17 protein-coding genes and 1 pseudogene are annotated in these 23,321 nt (G+C 60.0%); 10 read left to right on the forward strand and 8 right to left on the reverse strand.

Annotated elements, in window-relative coordinates; genetic code table 11:
- The first annotated feature begins 117 nt into the window (after positions 1 to 117).
- The 6 genes from ABIE53_RS09370 (at position 118) to ABIE53_RS09395 (ending at position 7,833) form a co-directional block, all read left to right on the forward strand.
- Positions 118 to 1,509 (forward strand): MFS transporter, encoded by a 1,392-nt coding sequence (locus tag ABIE53_RS09370; RefSeq protein ID WP_029969331.1) that lies wholly within the window; start codon positions 118 to 120, stop codon positions 1,507 to 1,509.
- Between the two features lie 107 nt (positions 1,510 to 1,616).
- Positions 1,617 to 2,735, forward strand: a complete 1,119-nt coding sequence (locus ABIE53_RS09375) for an NAD(P)/FAD-dependent oxidoreductase (RefSeq protein WP_107708293.1) — start codon at positions 1,617 to 1,619, stop codon at positions 2,733 to 2,735.
- Between the two features lie 862 nt (positions 2,736 to 3,597).
- Positions 3,598 to 4,413, forward strand: a complete 816-nt coding sequence (locus tag ABIE53_RS09380; RefSeq protein ID WP_006051012.1) for an enoyl-CoA hydratase-related protein — start codon at positions 3,598 to 3,600, stop codon at positions 4,411 to 4,413.
- A 72-nt stretch (positions 4,414 to 4,485) separates the two neighbouring features.
- Positions 4,486 to 5,853, forward strand: coding sequence for an MFS transporter (locus tag ABIE53_RS09385; RefSeq protein ID WP_107708291.1), 1,368 nt, complete (start codon positions 4,486 to 4,488; stop codon positions 5,851 to 5,853).
- 42 nt (positions 5,854 to 5,895) lie between these two features.
- Complete coding sequence (locus tag ABIE53_RS09390) at positions 5,896 to 6,855, forward strand: hydroxymethylglutaryl-CoA lyase (RefSeq protein ID WP_107708289.1); 960 nt, start codon at positions 5,896 to 5,898, stop codon at positions 6,853 to 6,855.
- Positions 6,856 to 6,939: 84 nt separating this feature from the next.
- Entirely contained in the window at positions 6,940 to 7,833 is an 894-nt protein-coding gene (locus ABIE53_RS09395; protein WP_244230984.1) for an MBL fold metallo-hydrolase, read from the forward strand.
- 79 nt (positions 7,834 to 7,912) lie between these two features.
- Here the strand turns inward: ABIE53_RS09395 and ABIE53_RS09400 are convergent, their stop codons facing one another.
- Complete coding sequence (locus ABIE53_RS09400) at positions 7,913 to 8,848, reverse strand: LysR family transcriptional regulator (protein WP_044021608.1); 936 nt, start codon at positions 8,846 to 8,848, stop codon at positions 7,913 to 7,915.
- Between the two features lie 312 nt (positions 8,849 to 9,160).
- On the opposite strand from ABIE53_RS09400, the gene ABIE53_RS09405 reads away from it, so the two are divergent.
- Genes ABIE53_RS09405 through ABIE53_RS09415 form a run of 3 tightly spaced genes read left to right on the forward strand, consistent with a single transcriptional unit; the run spans position 9,161 to position 13,284 of the window.
- Positions 9,161 to 11,200 carry a hydantoinase/oxoprolinase family protein gene (locus tag ABIE53_RS09405; RefSeq protein WP_114156696.1) on the forward strand — a complete coding sequence of 680 codons (2,040 nt, stop codon included), beginning with the start codon at positions 9,161 to 9,163 and terminating at the stop codon, positions 11,198 to 11,200.
- Positions 11,201 to 11,259: 59 nt separating this feature from the next.
- Positions 11,260 to 12,945: a hydantoinase B/oxoprolinase family protein gene (locus tag ABIE53_RS09410; protein WP_244230999.1), complete on the forward strand. Its 1,686-nt coding sequence runs from the start codon at positions 11,260 to 11,262 to the stop codon at positions 12,943 to 12,945.
- Positions 12,946 to 13,002: 57 nt separating this feature from the next.
- Positions 13,003 to 13,284: a CoA transferase gene (locus tag ABIE53_RS09415; RefSeq protein ID WP_244230985.1), complete on the forward strand. Its 282-nt coding sequence runs from the start codon at positions 13,003 to 13,005 to the stop codon at positions 13,282 to 13,284.
- Here the strand turns inward: ABIE53_RS09415 and ABIE53_RS09420 are convergent.
- From ABIE53_RS09420 to ABIE53_RS09430, 3 genes and pseudogenes are all read right to left on the reverse strand, one after another.
- Positions 13,259 to 14,249, reverse strand: a pseudogene (locus tag ABIE53_RS09420) (D-2-hydroxyacid dehydrogenase family protein). The gene ABIE53_RS09415 and the pseudogene ABIE53_RS09420 sit on opposite strands and share 26 nt — an antisense overlap.
- 114 nt (positions 14,250 to 14,363) lie before the next feature.
- Positions 14,364 to 15,725 (reverse strand): MFS transporter, encoded by a 1,362-nt coding sequence (locus tag ABIE53_RS09425; protein WP_107708283.1) that lies wholly within the window; start codon positions 15,723 to 15,725, stop codon positions 14,364 to 14,366.
- Between the two features lie 159 nt (positions 15,726 to 15,884).
- The gene (locus ABIE53_RS09430) at positions 15,885 to 17,087 is read right to left on the reverse strand and encodes a CaiB/BaiF CoA transferase family protein (RefSeq protein WP_006051003.1); all 1,203 of its coding nucleotides are present in this window, start codon (positions 17,085 to 17,087) and stop codon (positions 15,885 to 15,887) included.
- Between the two features lie 342 nt (positions 17,088 to 17,429).
- Between ABIE53_RS09430 and ABIE53_RS09435 the strand changes: the two genes are divergently transcribed.
- Positions 17,430 to 18,509 (forward strand): LacI family DNA-binding transcriptional regulator, encoded by a 1,080-nt coding sequence (locus ABIE53_RS09435; protein WP_232292323.1) that lies wholly within the window; start codon positions 17,430 to 17,432, stop codon positions 18,507 to 18,509.
- 125 nt (positions 18,510 to 18,634) lie between these two features.
- Here the strand turns inward: ABIE53_RS09435 and ABIE53_RS09440 are convergent, their stop codons facing one another.
- From ABIE53_RS09440 to ABIE53_RS09455, 4 genes are all read right to left on the reverse strand, one after another.
- Positions 18,635 to 19,651: an alpha/beta fold hydrolase gene (locus ABIE53_RS09440; protein ID WP_029969339.1), complete on the reverse strand. Its 1,017-nt coding sequence runs from the start codon at positions 19,649 to 19,651 to the stop codon at positions 18,635 to 18,637.
- 13 nt (positions 19,652 to 19,664) lie between these two features.
- Complete coding sequence (locus ABIE53_RS09445) at positions 19,665 to 21,368, reverse strand: amino acid ABC transporter permease/ATP-binding protein (RefSeq protein WP_114156068.1); 1,704 nt, start codon at positions 21,366 to 21,368, stop codon at positions 19,665 to 19,667.
- A 59-nt stretch (positions 21,369 to 21,427) separates the two neighbouring features.
- A complete protein-coding gene (locus ABIE53_RS09450; RefSeq protein WP_232292322.1) occupies positions 21,428 to 22,279 on the reverse strand; it encodes an ABC transporter substrate-binding protein in 852 nt (283 codons plus the stop codon).
- 76 nt (positions 22,280 to 22,355) lie between these two features.
- Positions 22,356 to 23,258: a polysaccharide deacetylase family protein gene (locus ABIE53_RS09455; protein WP_006050997.1), complete on the reverse strand. Its 903-nt coding sequence runs from the start codon at positions 23,256 to 23,258 to the stop codon at positions 22,356 to 22,358.
- Between the last annotated feature and the right edge of the window lie 63 nt (positions 23,259 to 23,321).

The following is a 23,321-nucleotide window of genomic DNA, read 5'->3' on the forward strand; positions in this document are numbered from 1 at the left end:
TAGCCCTTCGATATTCGGTGAATAAAATCCGACATTGACCGATATTGTGCCGAACCTTAGCCTACTCGAACAGAACAACATCTCCGTCATCTGATTCGGCAAGGTTTGGAGGCACATATGGCAAAGACACTCGTCGGCATCGAAGATTTACCTACGAGCCGCTTCCACAGGAGGATTGCCGTTGTGGCGGCAGGGGGGCCGTTCTGCGACGGCTATTTGCTAGGGATCATTGTTGTAGCGCTGCCGTTCATTGCAAAGGATCTCGCGCTGAGCGCGCTGCAGATCGGTCTGATCGGCGCGTCCAGCCTCATTGGCATGTTCGCGGGTGGCGTCGTTTTCGGACCAATGACGGACCGCTTCGGCCGCCAGAAGATGTATGTGCTCAATCTCGCCGTATTCGTTATCTGCTCACTCGCGCACTTGTTCGTGCATGACGTGACGACGCTCTTCATCCTTCGTTTCATCATGGGGGTTGCGCTGGGCGCGGACTATCCCATCGCCACCGCGCTCGCAGCTGAATTCCTGCCCCGGAAGCTTCGCGGGCCGGTTCTCGCGAGCCTCGTGCTTCTGCTCTGGGTCGGATACACGTTAAGCCTTGCAACGGGTTTGATCGTGAGCGGTAGCGAAAGCGGTGTATGGCGCTACATTCTTGCGAGCGCTGCCATCCCTTCAGCACTTTTCCTGCTGCTGCGCCTTAACATCCCCGAGTCGCCGCGCTGGTTGATTTCCGTAGGACGGGTAGAGGCGGCGCGTGGCATCGTGGAACAGCATCTTGGGCCCCAGGTTGACTTTGATGCGCTCGTTGCTGAGACGCGTGTCAGCACTTCAAGGCGTGGCCTCGGACTGTCAAAAATCCGCGAACTGATTTCGCGGGGCTATGGGCGCATGCTGGTGTTCTGCTCGATCTTCTGGATGTGCCAGATTGCGCCCTCGTTCGCAATCAAGACGTTTCAACCGATGTTGCTGAAGTCGCTCGGCGTCACCAGGCCACTCGCCGGCTCGCTCGTAATCATTTCGTTTGCGATCGTCGGAACCGCGATCGGCATGTTCGTCGTCAACCGGGTCGGTCGACGCACGCTTTGTCTTGCCTCATTCGTTCTTGCAACGCTCGCGCTGTTTCTTCTCGCGACGCCGATGTCGGGCATTGCCACTGTTGCGATTGGTTTATTCATTCTCTTCACGGTGGCCGAAGCTGCCGGTTCCGGGCTGCAGTTCATCTACCCGAACGAGATTTTCCCGACTGACCTTCGAGCAACCGGTATGGGACTCGCCATGTCTGCGAGCCGCATCGGAGCCGCGGCAGGAACCTTCCTCCTTCCTACGGTACTCGTCCATTTCGGAAGCGCGACTGGTCTGCTTATCGCGGGCGGGATCAGCCTGGTTGGCCTGCTCGTATCTGCTCGCATGGCTCCCGAGACCCGTCATGTGTCGCTTGGCGCGGCAAACGCTCCGACGGTGGACGCGAGCGCCGGCGAACACGCTCTGCAGCGAAGAGAGGCTCGCAGCTGACCGGTAGGAACGGCGCAGCCTTCCTTGACACTGGGGAGCCACGGAAACTCAAATTTTAAGAATCTCACCTTGGCAACGCTATTTGCATCAACGAAAAGAGGCACTCTATGAATTCGGCACCTAAAGTGGTCATCATCGGTGCAGGCATCATCGGCACCACGCTCGCTTATGATTTCGCGAAACGCGGCGCGCGCGTGACCGTGCTCGACAAGCACGAGGTCGCGAAAGGCGCGACATCGGGATCCTTCGCGTGGATTACGAACCAGACGAAGTTCCGCAACGCGGACTCGCTCGGCGAAGTCGGCGCGCAGCATTACTTCAATCTGCATCGACTGTCGCACTTGCGCTGGCGTTATCTGCAAAGCGAGATCGACGGTCTGCCGATCCGCTGGTCTGGCTGCTTGCAAAGCGCCGAGCCGGATACCGCTGAGGCAGCGGAACTCGCGGCGGAACTCGACCGGCGCCTGCGGTGGGGCAGCCCGACTTATCGCGTCACCACGGCCGAGGCACGCGACATTGAGCCGGGGTTTGAACCAGGCGCCGAGACGGATATTTTCTACACGCCTGACGAAGGGATGATGTCGCCTGTGCAACTGACGTCAATGATGCTCGAGGCCGCGGTCGCACACGGGGCGCAGTATTCGCCGCACGACGCGTATCAGGGCTTTACGAAGACGGCGGGCGGTTACGAAATCCGGAGCGGAAGTGGCAAGCGCGAGGCCGATATTCTCATCTTCGCGGGCGGCATTGCGAACCCGGAGCTCGTCGAAGGTACGGGGCTTAAGGCACCGCTCATCCACAGCACGGGCAGCGTCGTCCACCTCGCGCCGTTGCCGCGGCTTTTCGATTCGGTCATTCTTGGCGCACACGTTCATGCGATTCAGCGCATCGACGGTCGCGTGGTCATCGCCAAGCACTTCTCCGGTTCACCCGTTGGAGATCCAAGCACGCCCGACCCGGAGGAGCTCGTGCGTGTCGCCGCCCGAGTGCTACCAGGTTTGAAGAACGCCATTGTCGAGAAAGTCACCGAAACGCGTCGCGTCATTCCGGCTGACGGGTTGCCTGTCGTGAGCCGCTCTAAAGAACTTCCCGGCGTGCTTTCTATTACGACGAACGCAGGCATTAGTCTGGCAGCCGGATTGTCGCAACTGATCACCACGGAACTGCTTGACGGCGTGACTGTGAAGCTATTGGACCCCTATCGCTCAGAGCGCTTTGTCGGCTAAGCAATGCTTTGACGTCTGCCCCAGGCGCATCGCCATGAAGCGGCCTCGGTGGATGAACCTGCCGAGGCCGCGCGGCCGCCCGCTCCGCTCAACCTTTGCTCGGGAGACCGGACGTCGTCTATCCGGCGGCGTCCGGTGTTGGATTGAATCCTGGACTGAGGCACGCCAGGAAAACCAAACCATGACGAACGCGATTGTCGCGGCCGTGAAAACCGAAGGTAACGAGCGTGGCGATCATGAGCGCCGTGCCGGTGGCAAACTGAGATCGGAAAATCATGAGCAACGCAGCACTTCAACATAAGCAGCGGTGCGCGAACACGCTGCATTGTTAGGCTCAAGAACAAGTGCGGGTTGGACGGCAAATTCCGCAGATGAACTACGTTCCTACGCCTACCCCTACGCCTGCGCTTAAGGCTGAAATGGACTCACCAATAGCTGAGTACGATCGCGCGGCGGCTGACTTCGATGCGGCCCGTGCGGCATGCGATACGCCTGTTTTCGTCGCACTTGTCCGATAGACGGGGAAAGATTCTTTGCCAGTGCCGGGCCATCGCTACTGGTTATCACGGATATAACCTATTACGTTCACGTGATTGCAACGTTTCATTACCCGTACATAGGGCGCATCAGTACACTCGGTTGTCAGTGCGAGGCGCGGCTATCAGTCGCCGAGTCCGTGACCGTGCAGCTTACCGATATCAGGGAAATGGTTCCGGCCTGCTGATCCGCTCACAACATGAAACGATCAGGCGCCGTTGCGCTCGGCGCTGCCCGCATCCAGTAGTGACAGGCATCGGAGCGGTGAGCAGCCCACGTCTCGCCGGTGCAGTTTTTCATTGATAGATACGCATCAGGAGTCACATTGAAGATAGCTCAACACCTCGACCCGGCCACGATCAGGACGTTGGCGCTTGAAGAAATCGATGGCCAGATTCTCGTGATCCGGTTGAACCGTCCAGAAGTGTCGAACGCAATCAGCACACCAATGGGCCAGGAGCTGATCAAGGTCTTCGGTGCGCTGGAGGTCGACCCCACTCAATATCGTTGCGCGATTCTCACGGGTACGGGCGAGCGGGCCTTCTGCGGTGGAGCGGATCTCAAGCAACGCGAAGGCATGACGGACGAGCAGTTCGGCACGCAGCACTATCTGTTCGAACGCATGGTGCGCGCAATCACCCATTGCCCGATTCCTCTTATCTGCGCCGTCAATGGATCGGCAGTTGCAGGCGGCCTCGAACTGCTGCTGGCGTGTGATTTCGCCTACGCATCGAATCAGGCCGTCTTCGGATTTACAGAGGTGAAACGCGGAATCATGCCGGGGGGCGGTGGTACCCAGCAGCTTCCTCGCACGATCGGTACGCGACGCTCGAAAGAACTGATTTTTCGCGGCTCGAAGTTCTCAGCGGAAGAAGCGCTCGCGTGGGGTGTCGTGAACCAGTTGTACGAGCCGAACCAGGTGCTGGCACGCGCGATCGAAGCCGCCCGTGACATCTGCACGAGCGCACCTCTTTCAGTTGCGCAGGCAAAGAAGGCGATCGACCTCGGGATGCAAAGCGATCTGAACACGGGTCTCTTCATCGAAATAGAAGCCTACAACCGGCTCATCCCGACGCAAGACCGTCTCGAAGGTATCAGTGCATATAACGAGAAGCGGCAGCCTGTCTTCAAGGGACGCTAGCCGCACCGCACAGGAAAGCCGCCAGTCGCGCGTGGCGGCCAACTAACCGGCCTTTCGCCGGAGGAGACATGCATGAACTCGCCCATCAGTGCCGCGGCTAGTCCGCTGGCAGAGCAAGCATATCGAAAAATCACGCGGCGCCTGATTCCTTTCCTGTTCCTCTGTTACGTGTTCGCTTTCCTGGACCGTGTGAACGTCGGAATCGCGCAGCTCGACATGAAACACGACGTCGGCTTCAGCGACTTCACCTACAGCATTGGCGCAGGCATTTTCTTTCTCGGCTACGTGCTGATGGAAGTGCCGAGCAACCTTCTGTTGACGAGAATCGGCGTAAAGCGGACCTTCTCGCGAATCATGGTTCTGTGGGGCATCCTGGCTGCGGCGACCGCATTCGTGACCCTCCCGTCGCATTTCTACACCGTACGCTTTCTGCTCGGTCTTGCCGAAGCCGGTCTGTATCCGGGCATCATTTTCTATCTGACGCGCTGGTACCCCGTCGAGCGCCGTGCCAAAGCCATTGCTATCTTCACTTGTGCAACGGGCATAGCCGGGTTGCTTGGCGGCCCGATGTCCGGCTGGCTGATGACGCACATGGAGGGCATCCGCGCCATGCATGGCTGGCAATGGATGTTCATCGTACAGGGCTTGCCGGCAAGCTTCCTTGGCATTGCCGCATTTTTCTTCCTGGACGACGGCCCCGAAAAAGCAAAGTGGCTGAGTGACGCCGAGAAGGCGCAGATTCTCGCGGACCTGAAGCACAGTTCAGGTGTGAGCGGGACGCACGCGGAACACACCTTCATGAATGCACTTCGCGACCCACGCGTGTATGTGATGGGCTTCGTCTGGTTTGCACAGATTGCGGGTGTGTTTGCGATCGGCTTCTGGTTACCCACGCTGATCAAGAGTACGGGGCTGACGAGTCCGCTAGAAATCGGTATCTATTCGGCCATTCCGTACTTTGTGAGCTGGATTGCGCTGATCGGGATGAACTGGAACTCCGACCGCACGATGGAGCGCCGCTGGCACTGTGGCATCACGATGATTATCGGTGCCCTCGGTCTGTTTGCGGCGGGTCTGATTCACGGCAGCCTTGCATGGTCGCTGGTGGCGCTTTCGATCGCGACGGCGGGGATTCTTGCGCCCAATCCTCTGATCTGGGCGATTTCGACGGACTACATCCGCGGCAGCGGAGCAGCAGGCGGAGTCGCCGTCGTGAACTGTATCGGTCTGCTCGGAGGGTTTGTCAGTCCCATGATCATCGGCTCGATCAAGACGGCGACCAACAGCATGGCTGGAGGACTCGGCGCCATCTCCCTGCTCATGCTCATCGGCGCGCTTGCTGCAATTGTGCTCGCTCCGAAAACGACGGGTGCCAGGTCGCTCGAGGAGCTTGCCGCTGACAGGCTGGACGACTCCGCGGCAGCGAACGTAATGCTTTGACAGATGCCCATGCGGTCATCTGGTGACGAAGGAGATTCAGGAATGACGACGCGTGAAAAGGTGACAGTGCGGGAAGTAGGGCTGCGCGATGGCCTGCAAATGGTCCGGACGATTCTGTCGACAGAGCAGAAGCTGGAGTGGTGCCGGCGAATGGTGGAGGCCGGCTCGGTCGAAATCGAAGTGACGTCGTTCGTGCCTCCCAAAATCGTCCCGCAGTTTGCCGATGCAGTGGAAGTGGCTCGGGGCGCGCTCGATATAACCGGACTGCACGCTGCGGCGCTGGTTCCGAATCTGAAGGGGGCGCAACGCGGGTTTGAAGTCGGTCTGAGCAAGGTGCATTACGTGCTGTCGGCAAGTAACGAACACAACCTGAAAAATGTGCGCCGGACGACGGCGGAGTCAGTGGAAGACTTCGCGCGGATTGTCCTCGAGCGCGACACCGTTGAACGCACAGCGCGCAGAATCACGCTCGGCGCGGGCGTGGCGACCGCGTTCGGCTGCACGATCTCCGGCCGCGTCGAAGAAAGCGGGGTGCTCGGTCTCGTGGAAACACTCCTCGAAGCAGGCGCTGACGAGATCACGATTGCCGATACGGTCGGTTATGCGAATCCCCGCCAGGTGAAGGCGCTGATGCGCGAGGTTCTCGCGATCACCAGGGATGTGCCGGTCGCCTGTCATTTCCACGACACCCGGGGCCTCGGTCTTGCCAATGTTGTCGCCGCGCTCGATGCCGGTGTGCGCAGCTTCGACTCTTCGCTAGGCGGTCTTGGCGGGTGTCCGTTCGCGCCGAATGCCACTGGGAACATCAATACCGAAGACACTATTTTTCTCCTGGAATCCGAAGGGTTCGATACGGGCATAAATATCGATGCGCTGCTTGCAATCAGGGAGACGATTGCGGGCTGGTTACCAGGTGAGCCGTTCACGGGTGCCATTGCGCGAGCAGGCGTTCCCAAGACATTCGATCTGCGCGAGGCGGAGATGTTCCCGGCGGGGCAGTGACGGTAATGCATTGCCACGTGTGCGCGTCGGTCCGCGCCCCGGCATGAAATGTTTTTGAAGCGGAAGAAGGAGAACGCAGTGCACGTGCAGAAAATCGGCGACGTCGAGATCAGCAAGTTCAGCGAGATCGATAGCCTGGAGTTTGAACCGAATTGGCTTTTCCCCACGGTCGAGCGCGACTTCGTGAAGGAGCAGCGCAGCTGGCTCGGTCCGCGCCTGATCGAACCGACCGACCTCAAGCTGTATCTCAGCTTCCACAGCTACGTTGTCAAAACGCGCCATCACACCATTCTTGTGGACACCTGCAACGGAAATCACAAGCAACGTCCGTCGATGCCGGCATGGAGCAACCTGCAGACGCCATACATCGATAACCTGGCGGCGCTGGGCATCCGTCCGGAAGACATCGACTACGTGATGTGCACGCATCTGCACACCGATCATGTCGGCTGGAACACTCGTCTAGAAGATGGCCGCTGGGTTCCGACCTTCCCGCGTGCGAAATACATCTTCTCGCGCACCGAGTACGACCATCTGATGAAACTGCATCAGTCGAATCCTGAATTGCCGGTGAATCGCGGCTCGTTCGTCGATAGCGTGCTGCCTGTCGTCGAACACGGCCAGGCGAGGTTTGTCGAAATGGACCATTCGTTCGAGCACGAACTCGGCGAGAATGTGTGGTTCACTCCGGCAGCGGGCCACACTGCGGGCCATGTGCTGATTCATGTCGGGCATGAGCATGGCGAACATGCCGTAATGACCGGCGACGTGATCCACCATCCAATCCAGTTTGTCGACCCTTCGCTCCCGAACGCGGCGGATTTCGACGCCGGGCTGGCCCATCAGGCGCGGCTGGGTGTGATGAGCCGCTACGCGGACACGTCAACGAAAATCCTGACGGCTCACTTCCCGTCGCCAACGGCCGGTCGCGTGGTGAGCCACGGTGACAGCTTCCGCTTTGCTTTCGACAAGGAATAAGCAGTAGAGGGCATGCGCGCGCAAGACGCAGATTGCGTGCGCCTATCGTGAGCCGGGATTAGCCGTGAATAACCGCCCCTCACTTTTGTGCGATGCGGCTCTGGCAAAGTTCGATGAACTTCAACACAGGTTGCGTCAGCGTGGCGCCACGACGCGTTGCAATGCCGTATGGCGCTCCACGCCGCTCGATGTAAATCGGCAATATCTTTACGAGCCCGCCCACCGCGAAATACTCCGCGACCTTGCGAGGTATCAGGCCCACCGTGCCGCCTCCGGTCTGGAGCAGAGCGAGTGTGGCGAAGGTGGACGAGGTTTCCATCGCGTAGCGTGGAAAGCCGAGACCTTCGTCATCGAGAAGCTGCTCGAAGAGTGACCGCATCGGCAGTGTTGCCTGCGGAACGATCCACGGGTTACCAATAATGTCGGCTAGTTGCACGCCGGTTCTGTCGCCCAGAGGGTCGGCGCCATCTACCACCACGCATATCTCTTCCACCTCTAGCGGAATGAAGTCGTAGGCCTCCGGATGAACGCTGACACTGGACCGCCCGATCACGAGGTCCAGCAGCCGCTGGTCGAGCATGGCGAGCAGCCGCGCGCTGTTGTCTTCCCATACCTCGATCGAGGTATCGGGCTGACTCTCGCGTAGCGCTTTTACAGTAGGCGCCAGCCACACCGGCAACGAGCCCATCACTGCGCCAACGGCGAGTGTTCCGCCGCCGCCTCGCAGGATTGCCGCCATCTCATCGCGCATCGTTCCGACGTCCGCCCGAAGCGTTCGTGCGTGACGTATCACGCATCGCCCCAGGTCGTTGGGAACAATCCCACGTGGCGAGCGGGAAAACAGTTCAACACCGAATATGGCTTCGAGCTCTTGCAGCGATTTGGTTATCGCCGGCTGCGACAAGGAGATCTGCTGCGCTGCCTTGCGCAAAGACCCGTGGTCGTCGAGCGCGATCAGCAGCGCAATGTGGGCTCCCCGAAGGCGCCTGAGAATCGCATCGTTACTGGTTATCACGGATATAACCTCAGACGTTCACCTGATTCGAACCTTTCATTATCTGCCTTGGACGACGCATCAGTACACTGGACTTGCCGGTGGACGAGTACGCGATCTGCAAGGCGCGCACGTCGATGCAACGTATTCGGACGGATCACACGATGCATTCGACGCCAGGCGATAACTCACGCGAATCACTGTCGCGCAGTGTACTCGCGATTTCCGCCTCGATGCATGCAGACGGCGCCGGGAGGCTCATTCCGCGAATGGCTCGTCGACGTCCGACCGGTATTCGAGGAGGCTCATGTTTGTCAACGGAGACAACGAAGCGTGAAACGAATAGGAATAGACGTCGGCGGGACCTTCACCGACGTCGTCATGGTGGACGACTCGACCGGAAAAGTGTGGTCGACCAAGGTGCCGACGACGCCTAAAGACCGCGTCCTGGGGACGGTCGAAGGTTTTCGAAGGATTCTCGAAATCTCGGGCTCGAAGAGCGGCGATATTTCATTCCTTGGCCACGGAACGACAATGGCCACGAACATGGTGGTCGAAGGCACGGGCGCGAAAACTGCGTTGGTCACCACGCGCGGGTTCAGGGACATTCTTGAATTGAGGCGTGCATCCCGTCACGACCGTGCCGACCTGTACGACCTGCTGTTCGACAACCCAAGGGCGCTGGTCGAGCGTCGTTGGAGACTGGAGGTAACGGAGCGCCTGCGTTTCGATGGGAGCGTCGAGACAGCGCTCTCGCACGAGGAACTGACGCAGATCGCCGCGCACATCCGTGACTCAGACGTTGAAGCGGTCTCTGTGTGTTTCCTGCACGCGCACGTCAATCCCGAGCATGAAAGGGCTGCCGTTGGCGCGCTGCGCGAAATGCTGCCGGACCGGTTCGTGTGCGCCTCGCACGAAGTCAACCCTGAAGCCATGGAGTACGAGCGGACCAGTTCGACCGTCATTAACGCAATGCTCGGACCGGTGTGCGGGCGCTACATCGGCCGTCTGGTGGATGCGCTTGCGCAGCTTGGCTTTGCCGGCAAGTTTCTGTTCATGCAATCCAACGGTGGGCTCGCGAGCCCGGCGCGCGTCGCTGACCGTCCGATCGTGCTGCTCGAGTCGGGGCCTGCGGGCGGTGTTAGCGCTGCAATCCGCAATTGCGAGCGGGGCAACCTGCGCAATGCGATTCTTGGCGATATGGGCGGCACGACGTTCGACGTTTCGCTCATCCGCGACTTCAGACCGGAGATCCGGAACAAAAGCCTGTTGCACAGCTACACAGTGCGCTCTCCCAGCATCGACATCGACTCCGTGGGTGCGGGCGGCGGCTCCATCGTCTGGATCGACGCGGGTGGCGGCGTACGCATCGGACCCGAGAGCGCCGCCGCCGACCCGGGTCCCGCATGCTATGGCCGCGGCGGTACCCGACCGACCGTCACCGACTGCAATCTCGTGCTTGGCTATATCGACCCGGACAATTTTCTCGGGGGCGAATTCAAGCTGGACGCCAAGGTGGCGTGGCGCGTCGTCGACGAAGTCATTGCCAGGCCTTTGGGCATGAGCGTGCCGGAGGCGGCGCAGGCGGTTCGCTCCGTCACCAACGCACTGATGGCGCAGGCGGTCCGCATCATGACGGTGGAGCGGGGTTACGACCCGCGTGAATTCTCGTACATCTGTTATGGCGGCGCGGGCCCTGTACATGCGGTAGACCTCGCTCATGAAATGGGGATTCGCCGCGTTGTGATTCCGCCGCTGCCGGGCCTCTTCAGCGCGTTCGGCATGATGGTCGCCGACCAGCAGTACGACTATCAACGCCCGGTCGAATGCGACCTCGCCCAGCTCGGCGACGAAAGACTGCACGCGGAATTCAGCGAACTGCTTGCGCTCGGGCGAAGCGAAGCAGGGCGCCACGGTGTCGAGGCAAATGCGACCCGCGCTGTGCGTCTCGCGGATTGCCGCTACGTCGGTCAACCGGATGTCATCACGGTAGACGTCCCGGAAGGCGCATCGTGCGCTGCGCTCGCGAGCGACTTCGAGGCGGCGCATCAGCGTCTATGGAACTTCGTAAGCAAGGACAAGACGATCATGGTCGCCAACTTGCGGCTGCAACTCATTGCGACGAGCGGCTGGCAAGGCGGCGTCGCGCATTCGGATGAGGAAGCAGCGGTTACTCCTGTGCGAACACGCGATGTGTACATCGATGGAACTGTCAGGGCCTTGCCGGTCTTTGCTCGCAGCCGGCTTCCGGTCGGCGCCCAGATCGACGGCCCGGCCGTCATCGAAGAGCACAGCAGTTGCGCGGTCCTGAAAGAATCGCATACAGCACGCGTCGACGACGACCTGAACCTTGTGATCGAACTGGCGGCCTGAACATGAACATCGTGACATACGAAATCATCCGTAGCAGCCTGTATGCGGTTGCGCGCGAAATGAAGATTGCAATGATGCGCACGGCGGGAAGTCCGCTGATGCATGCGAGTGGCGACTCGTCGGCCGCAATCTTCGACGCGGATATGCAACTCGTGGCTCAAGGCAACGACATTCCAACGATGCTGGGTTCGGCCGTGATCTCCACGCGCGTGTCGGTGGAGGCGATCGGCCGCGACAATCTGCGGCCTGGCGATGTGATCGTCAGCAATGACGCGTACGTGGGGGGCGGCAATCACCAGCCGGACGTGCAGTTCACGCGCCCTGTCTTTGTCGGCGGCGAGATCGTCGCCTTCGTGATGACGCGTGGCCACTGGACCGATATTGGCGGTCAGTCGCCGGGCAGCTATGCGATTGCGACGTGGGACGTCTTCGCCGAGGGAATCCGGATTCCGCCGGTTCTGCTGTACCGGAACGACGAGCCGGTGCGCGACGTACTGGAAATACTCACGCGCAACAGCAGAAACTCGCATGAATTAAGGCTCGATATCCAGGCGCAGTACGCCGGCACGTACGTGGGCGACCGGCGCATTGCCGAGCTGGTGGCGAAATATGGCGCCGATGCATTGCGCGAAGTCATGAGCCAGAGTCTCGACCATTCGGAGAAGCTCATCCGCGCGGAGATTGCGAAGATCCCGGACGGCGTCTATGAAGCTGAGGAATTCCTCGACCCGATCGAGGCGCCAGGATGGAAGCACGAGCGACCGCTCCTGAAGGTGAACGTTACCGTGAAGGGCGACCACATTACCTTCGACTTCACGGGGACAGGCGCTCAGGTGCGCGGCGGGATCAATTGTCCGTTTTCAGTCACCTGCAACAGCACCTGGTTCACAGTCAAGGCATTGACGGACCTTAGCATTCCAATCAACCAGGGCTGCTATCGGCCCGTGACCATCATTGCTCCGCAAGGCAGTGTCCTCAATTGCGAGTACCCGGCCTCTGTCGTGTCGGGCAACACCGAAACCTCGCCGCGAGTGATCGACCTTCTTCTCAAGGCTCTTGCGCCTGCCGTCCCGGATCGCATCCTCGGACAAAGCAACTGCGCGGCCTGCGCGGGAATCTTTAGCGGACGCGATACGAATCAGAGGCGAGTGGCGGAGACTGGAGAAAAATTCGTCACGATGCATGACGTTCACGCCGGCGGCATGGGTGCGCGGCCAGACAAGGACGGGGTCAGCGGGATCCGGGTCTATGTCGGCAACGCTGGCAGCCAGTCGATCGAGATGATCGAACGGACATCGCCGTTGCTGGTGGAAGAGTGGTCGCTCGTATCGGATACGGGTGGCGCCGGCCGGCAGCGCGGTGGGCTGACCTCTCGCCGCGTGTACCGGGTCGAATATGACGAAGCCACCTTTACGGTCTCGGGAGAGCGCGGTTATACGGCGCCTGAAGGACATTTTGGCGGCCTCGCCGGCAGCCCGTTTGTGTGCAAGGTACGGCGCGCGGACGGCCAGGAGGTGGCCGTACCTGCAAAGGGCGGCCAGACGGTGGTCTACCGGAATGACCGGGTCGTCGTGCAGCCGGCAGGCAGCGGCGGTTTCGGCGAGCCACGGCAGCGCGAGCGCGCGCGGGTGCTCGCCGATGTTGCCGACGGCTACATCAGTCGCGAGGCGGCAGTCCGCATCTATCAGCTCGACCTGGGGCCGATCCAGCCGGAGAAATATGAAGTCGCCGTGGAGGCAACGTAAGCCGGTGACAGCATATAAACGGAGTATGCAGATGACCAGGCAGCTTCCACTCGACGAGTGAGTAACCGTGTAGAACTTATCGACCTGTTGCAGCGTGCCTTTGGCAAGAAGGCCGCTGCTTACTGGCTTGAACGCCTCGACGAGGCCGGTATTTCTTGTGGCCCGATTCAAACGGTCGATCAGGTGGTCGCACACGAACAGACAAGGGCGCTCGTATCGAGCGGACGACACAAGACGGTGCAGCTACGTTTGTCGGCCTGCCTGTCGAAGAAATGCGGCGGGACACCGCCGCTTTTTCCGGTAGATTACCTTGTCAGGAGGGAACCGTCTGGTAGCTGATTTCGCGCTTCGCTGCGGTCAGCGTGCGAATCGGTTTGCCTTCAATCCAGGCAAGGATGTTTTCCACCGATTCGCCATAGTAGAACTCGTAAGAACCTTCGGTGACGTAGCCGATATGTGAAGTTGCTATGACGTTGTCCATGGTCCGGTATGGATGATTCGCGGGCAATGGCTCGACATCGAATACGTCCATGGCGGCACCCGCAATCTGCTTGCGGTTCAACGCGGCAATCAGAGCCTGCTCGTTGACGATCGGGCCGCGCGCGGTGTTGACGAGCAGCGCGTGAGGCTGCATCAGAGAAAGCTCGTGTTCACCAATCATATTGCGTGTGCGCTCCGAAAGGCGAACGTGAATAGACAGAATGTCACTGGAGGCGAGCAATTCTTCTTTCGATACGTACTGAGCCCCATGGCTCGCCGCGGACTCCGCAGTCATGTTCTGGCTCCATGCGATTGTCTTCATGCCGAAGGGCCTGTGCGACGCGTGCGGTCACGCTTCCCGAATAGCCTAGTCCAAGCACACCGAGCGTCTTGCCGTTCAGGTCCCGGCCGACGGTAACTTGCCATCCTCCGTTTCTGAACGAGCTTACTTCTGTCGGGATGTGGCGTGCCGCGGCCAGAATCAGCGCCCATGTGTGTTCAGCCGCGGCGGTGAGCGACGAGGCCGTCCCGCAGACCGTGATGCCGAGTTCGTCCGCGGCTTCGATATCGATCGCGGCGTTCCACGGCCCGGTGCTTGCCAGCAATTTGAGGCCTTTGAGTCGCGAGAGGACGCTTCCCGGAAACCAGGTCCGTTCCCGCATGACGCACAGAATGTCATACGGCTCAAGCCGTTCGACCAGAGCGTCTTCATTGTCGATATGGTCGGTGATGACCGTTATTTCGGCATGCTCACGTAGACCGTGCCAGTTACCGAACTTCATCGATGTATTCTGATAGTCGTCGAGGATGGCGATTTTGTGCATGAGAGTTTCTTTACCGTTGATCCTGAATGGGCTTGCGAAGGCCCACCCGGTGAATCGTTCAGGGAAAACAGGCCGGTTGCTGCTGCTTACGTCTGGATGCGGCCTCTGGGGCGTCTACGCTGACCTGACCGCCCTGGGCTTGAATCCTGCGAACATGACGATGATTCCAAGAAAGAGAACGGCCGTCATGACGTAGAGGCCGCTATTGAGCGTGCCTGTCATTGTCTTCAACCATCCGATGACGAATGGGCTGCAAAACCCGCTAAGCAAACCTATGCAGTTCACGAACGCGATGCTGCCCGCTGCCGCGGCAGAACCGTGAAGATAGTCGGCAGCAATCGACCAGATCAGCACGTTTATCGAAAAGATGCCGACGCACGCGACGGTCAGCAGCGCGAGGGTCACGACGGCCGAGCTCATCGACTGCGATACCAGCAGAAGCGCTATCGCGCCTATCACGCCGGCGATGGTTGCATGCCAGCGCCTCTCGAGCATCCGGTCGGAACTTCGGCTGATGACGATCATTCCCAGCGCGCCCATTCCGTAAGGAATGGCCGATAGCCACCCGAGTTGCGACAGATTGGATATGCCCGAACTCTTCATGACGGTCGGCAACCAGAACGTGACGGAATAGGTGCCGCAAACAAACGCAAAGTCGATGAACGCAAGCATGTAGACCTTCGGGTCCGCAAGAGCCTGCGCAAGAGTGCCGTGCCCGTCCTGGTGGTTCTTGCGCTTGCGTTCGGTTTCGACCCGGAAGCCTTCCCGCAGCGTGTTCTTTTCCGCGTCGGTCAGCCATTTGGCTTTGTCGATGTTGTCGTCGAGGATAAAGAGCGTGAGGATGCCGAGCGCGACCGCGGGCAGTGCCTCGACGATGTAAAGCCATTGCCATCCCGCCATGTTCGCGACGTTCGCCAGCCCCGTCATCGCCCAGCCGGAAACGGGACCGCCGACAAGACCGGCGATGGGGAATCCAACCATGAAGCAGGAGATGATGACGCCGCGCCGGTTCTCCGGAAACCAGGAGCTGAGATAGAAAATAACGCCAGGAAAGAAGCCCGCCTCGAATACGCCCAGCAGCAGCCTGACGATGTAAAACTCGGTCACGTTGGTGACGAATGCCGTGCACATCCCCACAATCCCCCAGCAGATCATGATCCGGGCGATGGTTTTCTTCGCACCCATGCGCTTCAGAAGCAAAGCGCTGGGCACTTCGAGCAGGCAATACGAAAGAAAGAAGATGCCCGCGCCCAGACCATATACCGCATCGCTAAAACCAAGGGCGTCCTGCATTTGCAGCTTCGCGAAGCCGACGTTGATGCGGTCGAGGAATGCGACCACATAGCAAACGAAGAGCAGCGGCACGATGCGAAGCGCGACGCGGAGATAAAGCTTGTGTTCATCCGCGCTCACGGCCGTGACGGCCGGCATTTCGTCCGATGGCGCCGGCGTGGGTTCAAGAAAGGTCTGGCTCAATTGCTGTCTCCTGATTGTCCCGGTTCGCCTGCCGCATGAGGCCGACGTCCGGGAATCCTTGATGGAAGTGTGTGTGCAACTCTATTTGAATCGTTATCCGGACCTTCACTTCGGCGTTTACCTGGGTCTTTATCTGCCTCTTTGAGGATGCAACTGGCGTCAATCGCTTTCCTGCCGCAACAGGTCGTCAGCACGGTCGTGTGCCGGCGTCCTGATCAGCAGATGGTTGTGTTCGCCGAGCCCCGGTGTATTGCCGGGCAACGGTGGGCGCCGGCCGTCGAAAGAAACGGGAAGCGCGACGGTCGTAGTGCGTCCGTCGGGCGTCCGGCGAAGAATGTCGAGAGACGCGGTCTGTTCGTTTGTGACCACGCGATCGACCGTTTGCAACGGGCCGCATGGAATCGATCCGGCCTCGAGCGCATTAAGCCAGTCTCCCGCGGGCTTCTGCGCGAACCTGGCTTCGAGAAGCGGAATGAGCACCTTCCGGTTCAGAACGCGGTCTCCGTTGGTGGAGAATCGAGGATCGTCGGCGAGCGAGGGCAGGTCCATGACATTGCACAGACGCCGATACAGCGTGTCATTACCCGCGGCGACGAGGATTGCGCCATCGGTGCAGTCGAAGACCTGATAAGGCACGATGTTCGGACTACCGGAACCAATGCGGGTGGGCTCCGGACCGCCGGCGAGGCAGTCCGACAGAGGTACCGTCATCCAGGCGAGGGCGGTTTCATAGAGCGACACGTCGACAATCCGACCGCGTTCTGGGTCGTCACGGCCTTTATCTCGCAGCGCGGCCAGAACTCCAATGACGGCCCACATCCCCGTGCCCATGTCGTTGATCGAAACGGGGACGCGGCTGGGCGCATCGTCTGCATGTCCGACGATGCTCATCATTCCACTATAGGCCTGCACCAACGGGTCGTAACCGGGCTTGTTGCGCAAAGGGCCTGTGGCTCCGAAGGCTCCAAGGTTGCAATAGACGAGCGACGGACAGAGTTCCGTCAGGTCCTGTGCACCCAGGCCATAACGGTCGAGATTGCCGGGCCTCAGGTTCTGAAGGACCACGTCCGCATTCTCGACGATGAAGTCCCGAATCGATCTCGCGCAGGCCGGGTCGCCAAAATCGGCGCTGATGCTTTCCTTGCCGTGGTTCATTGCGTGAAAGAGCGCGGACGCGCCGTCGATGAAGGGCGGCCCCCATCCGCGGGCGTAATCTCCCTGGGCAGCGTTCTCAATCTTCACGACCCGGGCGCCAAGGTGAGCCAGGATGATGCCCGCGTACGGTGCCGCAAGGCTGTGCCCAATCTCCACCACACAGATGTCTTCGAGCGGGAGCCCTCGGGTGCTTCGTTGTTCAGTCATGGTAATGCCCGTCACGGTGTCTCGCTATTGAAATGAAACGTTTCCAAAATCAAAGATCTGAAGAGAAGCAGCTTTTGCACTCGATGCGGATCTTCAATGAAACGTTTCCAATATAGAGCGTCAATTATCGTTGTCAAGGCGGTGGTTCCCTGGAAAAGCGGCTTTTTACAGCCTGCTTGACAAAGCCGGCCGAGCCCGGAACATTGGGAACGTTTCATGCCGCAGGGCAAACCGGCGGGCAGGAGCCACGCTGGCAAAAGCCGCAAGCTCGTACCGAGGGAGGCCGGGCGAGTGAGTCCCAGGCGCTTCTTCCAATGGCTTGACAAAGGCCTGTTCCAACCAATGAGCACAGAATCGAAAGGCACTTCTCCACGCCGGACTTCGGCGGATACGGCTTCTGACGACGAGCGCAAGCCTTCAATCCGTGATGTAGCGCTTCTGGCCGACGTAAGTCTCGGAACCGTCTCGCGCGTGATAAACGCGCACCCGAACGTCCGCGAGGATACGCGCAAGCGCGTGAAGGCGGCCATCGTCGAACTCGGCTATGTGCCGGACATGGTGGCCCAAAGCATGCGCAATCACAGGTCGATGACATTCGCCTGCGTGATGCGCGACTTCACCGTGCCCGTGCTGAGTATGTTCGTGGACTCGATGCAGAAGGAGATCGAGGGTTTCGGGTTCTCACTGATGGTTGCGTCCAGCTATCACGACATCAAGCGGGAATTGGAACTGCTGCTCGGATTCCAGCAGAGGCGGATTGATGGCCTCGTTATCGCTACCTCGTCGGAAGAAGACCCGGCCCTTCTGACAATGCTGCGCGAGGTGCAGTTTCCAGTCGTGCTGCTGGACCGTGAGATGCCTGCCGAGCTGGATTCGGTCACGGTCAACCATGCCGCGGGTGTTCGGCAAGCGGTGCATCATCTTGCCGACCTTGGGCATCGTCGCATTGCACTCATTTCTGGCGAGCCAGGCGTGCATCCGACTCAAAGCCGCCTGAAGGGGTTCGGCGATGCATTCAACGAGCGCGGGCTGACGCTGGAACCGGAATTGATTCGACACGCCACGTTTGCACGCGACGCCGGCTATACAGAGACACGCCATCTGCTCGAGCTGGCCGAGCCGCCCACGGCCATCGTTGCCGGCGGAACGTCACTGCTTCCCGGTGTAATGCAGGCGACGCGGGAATGCGGACTTGTGGTACCGCAAGACCTATCGGTCATCGCGGGGGCCGACAGCGACGTTGCGCTTCTCGCCACGCCTGCGTTCACCGTGGTGCGCTGGAGTCATGACCAGTTGGGCAAGGCGGCGGGGAGGTTCCTGATGGAGCGGCTGGACAACCCAAAACTGCCGCGACGAAGATTGACGGTGGACGCGGAACTGGTGATGCGAGGCTCGTGCGCGGCACCGCGCATACGGCACTGAAGTACCGTTCCCCCTGGCGTTCCGGCGAACCGCTGCATCATCAACTTAACGGTCTCCGAGTCTCCTGAGTTCCGGCAAGCGAACTGCTCGATCATCAGCGAATAGGTCGATATGTTCCAGGAGCGTTACATAGCCAGAATTTCCCTTACTGCATTGTCGATGAACTTGACGTCGACGGGATTGGCCGCTGGGCCGCCTGCAAAATGCCCCCAGACTGACTCGATAGGCCGCAGCAGTGCATTGGGCATCTTCGACACTTCATACTCACTGTCTTCCGGCGGAAAATATAGATCGGTGCGCCCGGGCATCACGATTGCCCTGGCGGTGATACTGCCCAACGCCAGATCGAAATCGCCGTTATACAGCGAATTCGCGGATATGTCGCCGTGTTGCCAGCTCCACATCATTGACAGGATGTTGTTCGCGTCTTTCTTCAGGAAATCGCCCTCCCAGAACTGGGTAATGAAGTCCTCGAGGGAGCCATATCCCATTGCTTCCATGTCGAGCCGTTGGCGCAGAAACGCCTGCGAAAATCCCCAGCCCGCAAACACACGGGCAGCGGCACGCATTCCGCGCGTGGGCGGTGTGTCGTAGAACCCGTCGTGGAATGCAGGGTCCAGCAGCAACGGTGCCTTGAGCCCTTCGATAAACACAAAGTTGTGCCGCGAGCACCGTGCCGCTCCGCAAAACGGCAGAATGCGCTCGACCATTCGCGGATACATCGCCGCCCAGTGGAACGCCTGCATCGCGCCCATCGACCAGCCGGTGACGAGCCTGAGCGACTCAATGCCGAACTTCTCGGTCACAAGGCGATATTGCATCGCGACGTTGTCGTATAGCGTGACGCGCGGAAAGCGTCCACGGTCATAAGGCGGCGGATTGTTGCTCGGCGAACTCGATACGCCGTTGCCGAACATGTTCGGCACAATGATGAAGTACTCACGCGGGTCGAGTCCCATGTGCTCGCCAATCAACCATTCATTGTCCAGATGGCTGCCGCTATAAAACGTCGGGTAGACAATCGCGTTGTCGCGTGCCGCATTCAGCCGGCCATAGGTCTTGTAGCTGAGCAGCATGTCGGGCAGCGTCGCGCCGGACTGCAGCACGACGCGACCAAGGTTGAAAGTTTCGAAGTCCGTCATGAGAGCCTCATATTCAATTAGCGACGACGTTAAGGAATTTTCTGGTGCGCTCGTGAACCGGGTTGTCGATGACCTGCTGCGGCGTCCCCTGCTCGATGACTTCGCCGCCATCCATGAAAACGACGCGGTCGGCGACATCGCGGGCAAAGCGGACTTCGTGGGTGACCACGATCATCGTCATGCCGGCATCGGCGAGGCCACGCATCACGCCAAGCACTTCTCCGACAAGTTCTGGATCGAGCGCCGAAGTGGGCTCGTCGAACAGCATCAGCTTGGGCTTGATCGCGAGCGCCCGCGCAATCGCCACCCGCTGCTGCTGTCCGCCTGATAACCGATGCGGCAAAAAATCCGCATGGGCGGCGAGGCCGACGCTTTTCAACAGGTCGCGGCCGAGCGCTTGTGCTTCGGCGCGCGGCACGTCATAGACCTGCCGCTGTGCTTCGACGATATTGTCCAGCGCGCTCAAATGACTGAACAGATTGAAGTGCTGAAATACCATGCCGACGCGCGCTTCGGCGCGTGCGCGTGCGAGGTTGTGCAGAGGCCGAACCGTGCCGCCGCCGCCCGGCACTTCCCGATAACCCACATACCGTGAATCGACCTTGATCGTTCCCCAGTCGAGCGGTTCCAGATGGTTGATGAGCTTGAGCAGCGTGCTTTTGCCTGAGCCGCTCGGACCCAGAATGACGACCACTTCGCCATGCGCAATCGACAGATCGACGCCCCGCAGAATCTCGCGTTTGCCATACGACTTCCAGACGTTCCTGCATGCGACAAACGGTTCGTCGCGATGCCGGGGCGTGCGGCTTTCTGCGGGCAGCAGCGTGCCGATCCACGCGTGACCATTCGGTTCCATCTCCTGAGCGGCGACTGGCGCGAGATCCGGAGCGCCGGGCGGTTTCGCATCGGGCGTCGAAACGCGCAGTCCGAACCACGAGAATGTGAGTTTCCGGTCGCGCTCGTGATCGAAGATGCGTTCGAGCCACACCTGAACCAGTGAAATTCCGCTCGTGAGGAACAGATAGATCACCGCCGCTGCGCCGAACACGGTAAAAAACTTGAAGTTCTGGCCGACGACCTGTTGCGAGCGAAAGGTGAGTTCGTTGACGAAAATGACCGAGGCGATCGAGGTTAGCTTCAACATGCCGATGGTGTCGTTGGCGAGGCCGGGGATCACCGCCCGCATGGACTGCGGCAGGATAATGCGGCGTAATGTCAGCAACGGTCCCATGCCGAGCGCCGCGGCCGCGATGGATTGCGAGCGGTTCACCGACAGAATGCCGGCACGAAACAGTTCGGCGCTGAACGCCGCCTCGTTCAGTGCGAAGCCGATAACCGCAGTCGAGACTTCGTCGAAGCGCAGACCGATCAGCGGCAACGCGTCGAAAATAAATACGAGCTGCAGCAGTTGCGGCGTGCCGCGCACGAACCAGATATAGCCCCACGCCGCCGAGTTCAAAGTCCTGAATCGCGAGAGCCGCATCAGTGCAAGGCCGAGGCCGAGCATGAGCCCGATCGACATCGCTATCAGCGTGATCTTCACCGCGATCCACGCGCCGCCGAGCAGGAACGGCGAGCCGACATAACCCGCCAGTTCCCTGAAACCGTCGAGCACCTGGACGCCATTCAGGCCGGCCGCCATGGCCGGCTGAAAGACCAGCATGGCGGCCGCAACGAGCGTGCCGACGACGTTTTGTTTGATACGCGATGCCTTCATGTCAGAACCTGATTCATGACGCTACGGACACACTGGACGGTGTGCCGCGCAGGCAGCCTTTATTGAGTAAGCAACGTGGTCGACATTTCCAGCGACGGATCCACGCCGTACTGCTGGAACGTTTTCTTCTGAGTCTGATTGGCCTGCATGATTCTGAGTCCATCGGACACCGCAGCGATCATGTCGGCGTTGCCTTTTTTCACGCCCACGCCGATCTTCATGCCGCTCGTCACCATGAAGCCGCGGGTGTAGAGCTGCGGGTTCTGTTTCGCGAGACCGTCGACGAGCGCGAGGTCGTACATCATCACGTCGGCACGATGACTGGCGACGAGGCGCGCACCCGAGGCGATATCGGCTGAAGTCATGATGGTCACGTCGGATTTGCCTTCGGCCTTGCACTTCGCGGCCTGCGCTTGCGCCATCGTGAGTTCGACTGTGCCGATGCCTGCTGTGACGGTGAGGCCGCAGAGCTTTGAGATGTCATCGATTTTTTTCGGGTTGCCGGCGGCCACCAGGCCGCCGGTACCGGCCTGCATATACGTGACGAAAGTCGTTTCCTTCGCGCGTTCGGGCGTGTAGTACAGCAAGTCCCACATGACATCGATCTGTCCGGCGCGCAGGGCCGGCAGCAGCCCGGGCCAGCCGGCGGTGAAGAACTCCGTTTTCACGCCCGCGCAATCGAACACGGCGCGAGCCATGTCGGCATCGGCGCCGATAATCTTGTTGAAATCCTTGCTGTCACGAAACGCATAAGGCGGCGACTCCGGATCGACGCCGATCTTGATGGTCTTTCCGGCCAGCGACGGATATTTCTGGGCCACTTTGGACGGTTCGCACGATTGCGCGGACGCGCCTTGTGCGAGAAGAAGGCTGGTGACAGCGCATAAGAGAAGCTTGAATGCTTTTGGCATGAACATGGCGAACCTTGATGAGGTTGAACAAAACATCGGTTAAACGGCTGATATGGCGATGCGGGAAGAGGGGGAGTCAGTGGCCAAGGAAGTCCATGTGACTTGCGATCGAACCCGGCGTAGTGATGCAGATCCGGCCTTCGTCGCGCGCGCGGACGATATGCTCGAGTGCCCGCCGCAAGTGAAGCAGGCGGTGCGGCTGTCCTGCCAGGTACGCATGCAAGGCAATGCCCATCACCAGCGGCTCGCGGGCGGATTGTCGCAGCATCTCCTCGAAGTGATCTATCACCAGATCGGCGAACGATCTTGCGTCCATCTGACGCGCGAGGATCATTGGAATATCGTTGACTTCTTCCGGATACGGAATTGCCCACAGCGGCTGACCGTTGCGTGTAACGAGGCGCGTGGGTTGATCGTCGTGACACCAGTTGAGCGTGTACTGGTAACCCGCTTCCGCCACGAGATCGCTGGTGACATGACTCTCGGACAACCATGGCGATAACCAGCCCGCTGGCTGCTGTGCACTTTCCGCGGCGATCCGCTCGCGACATGCCACGATCAGCGCACGTTCTTCGGCCTCGGACAGCGTTCCCTGTCGGTCTGAATTGGTATGGCCGTGGGCGACAAGTTCATCGCCACGTTGGGCGAACGCGGCGACCAGGTCAGGGCAGTGATCATAGAGCGCCGTATTGATGATGCCCGCTACCGGCAGTGCGAGCTCATCGAACAGATCGAGACAGCGCCATGCTCCCACGCGCAAGGCGTACTCGCGCCATGCGTGATTCAGTACGTCTGGCTCAGGCATCACTGGACCGATGGTCGGGCCAAGTCCTTCGCCGAACGCAAAGTGTTCGATGTTGAAACCGATATAGACGGCGAGGCGGGAACCGTCGGGCCAGCGATAGACGGGGCGGCCGCCGATCGGCGAATAATCAAAGCGCCCGTGGCCGGCCAGCGCGCGATATGCGGGAGAATCCATGGTGCAGTGTCCTGTCGAACGGCGCGTACGCCTGTGTTCACGTCAGGACCCATCGTACGGAAG

This window comes from Paraburkholderia sp. OAS925 (assembly GCF_040543975.1).
Lineage (GTDB): Bacteria > Pseudomonadota > Gammaproteobacteria > Burkholderiales > Burkholderiaceae > Paraburkholderia > Paraburkholderia graminis.

What these genes read in the sequence shown, in the direction of transcription:
- ABIE53_RS09445 (WP_114156068.1), bottom strand. Translation starts at nt 21,368, where the DNA reads ATGAAGGCATCGCGTATCAAACAAAACGTCGTCGGCACGCTCGTTGCG.
- ABIE53_RS09375 (WP_107708293.1), top strand. Translation starts at nt 1,617, where the DNA reads ATGAATTCGGCACCTAAAGTGGTCATCATCGGTGCAGGCATCATCGGC.
- ABIE53_RS09390 (WP_107708289.1), top strand. Translation starts at nt 5,896, where the DNA reads ATGACGACGCGTGAAAAGGTGACAGTGCGGGAAGTAGGGCTGCGCGAT.
- ABIE53_RS09410 (WP_244230999.1), top strand. Translation starts at nt 11,260, where the DNA reads ATGAAGATTGCAATGATGCGCACGGCGGGAAGTCCGCTGATGCATGCG.
- ABIE53_RS09440 (WP_029969339.1), bottom strand. Translation starts at nt 19,651, where the DNA reads ATGACGGACTTCGAAACTTTCAACCTTGGTCGCGTCGTGCTGCAGTCC.
- ABIE53_RS09430 (WP_006051003.1), bottom strand. Translation starts at nt 17,087, where the DNA reads ATGACTGAACAACGAAGCACCCGAGGGCTCCCGCTCGAAGACATCTGT.
- ABIE53_RS09435 (WP_232292323.1), top strand. Translation starts at nt 17,430, where the DNA reads ATGAGCACAGAATCGAAAGGCACTTCTCCACGCCGGACTTCGGCGGAT.
- ABIE53_RS09385 (WP_107708291.1), top strand. Translation starts at nt 4,486, where the DNA reads ATGAACTCGCCCATCAGTGCCGCGGCTAGTCCGCTGGCAGAGCAAGCA.
- ABIE53_RS09450 (WP_232292322.1), bottom strand. Translation starts at nt 22,279, where the DNA reads ATGCCAAAAGCATTCAAGCTTCTCTTATGCGCTGTCACCAGCCTTCTT.
- ABIE53_RS09370 (WP_029969331.1), top strand. Translation starts at nt 118, where the DNA reads ATGGCAAAGACACTCGTCGGCATCGAAGATTTACCTACGAGCCGCTTC.
- ABIE53_RS09455 (WP_006050997.1), bottom strand. Translation starts at nt 23,258, where the DNA reads ATGGATTCTCCCGCATATCGCGCGCTGGCCGGCCACGGGCGCTTTGAT.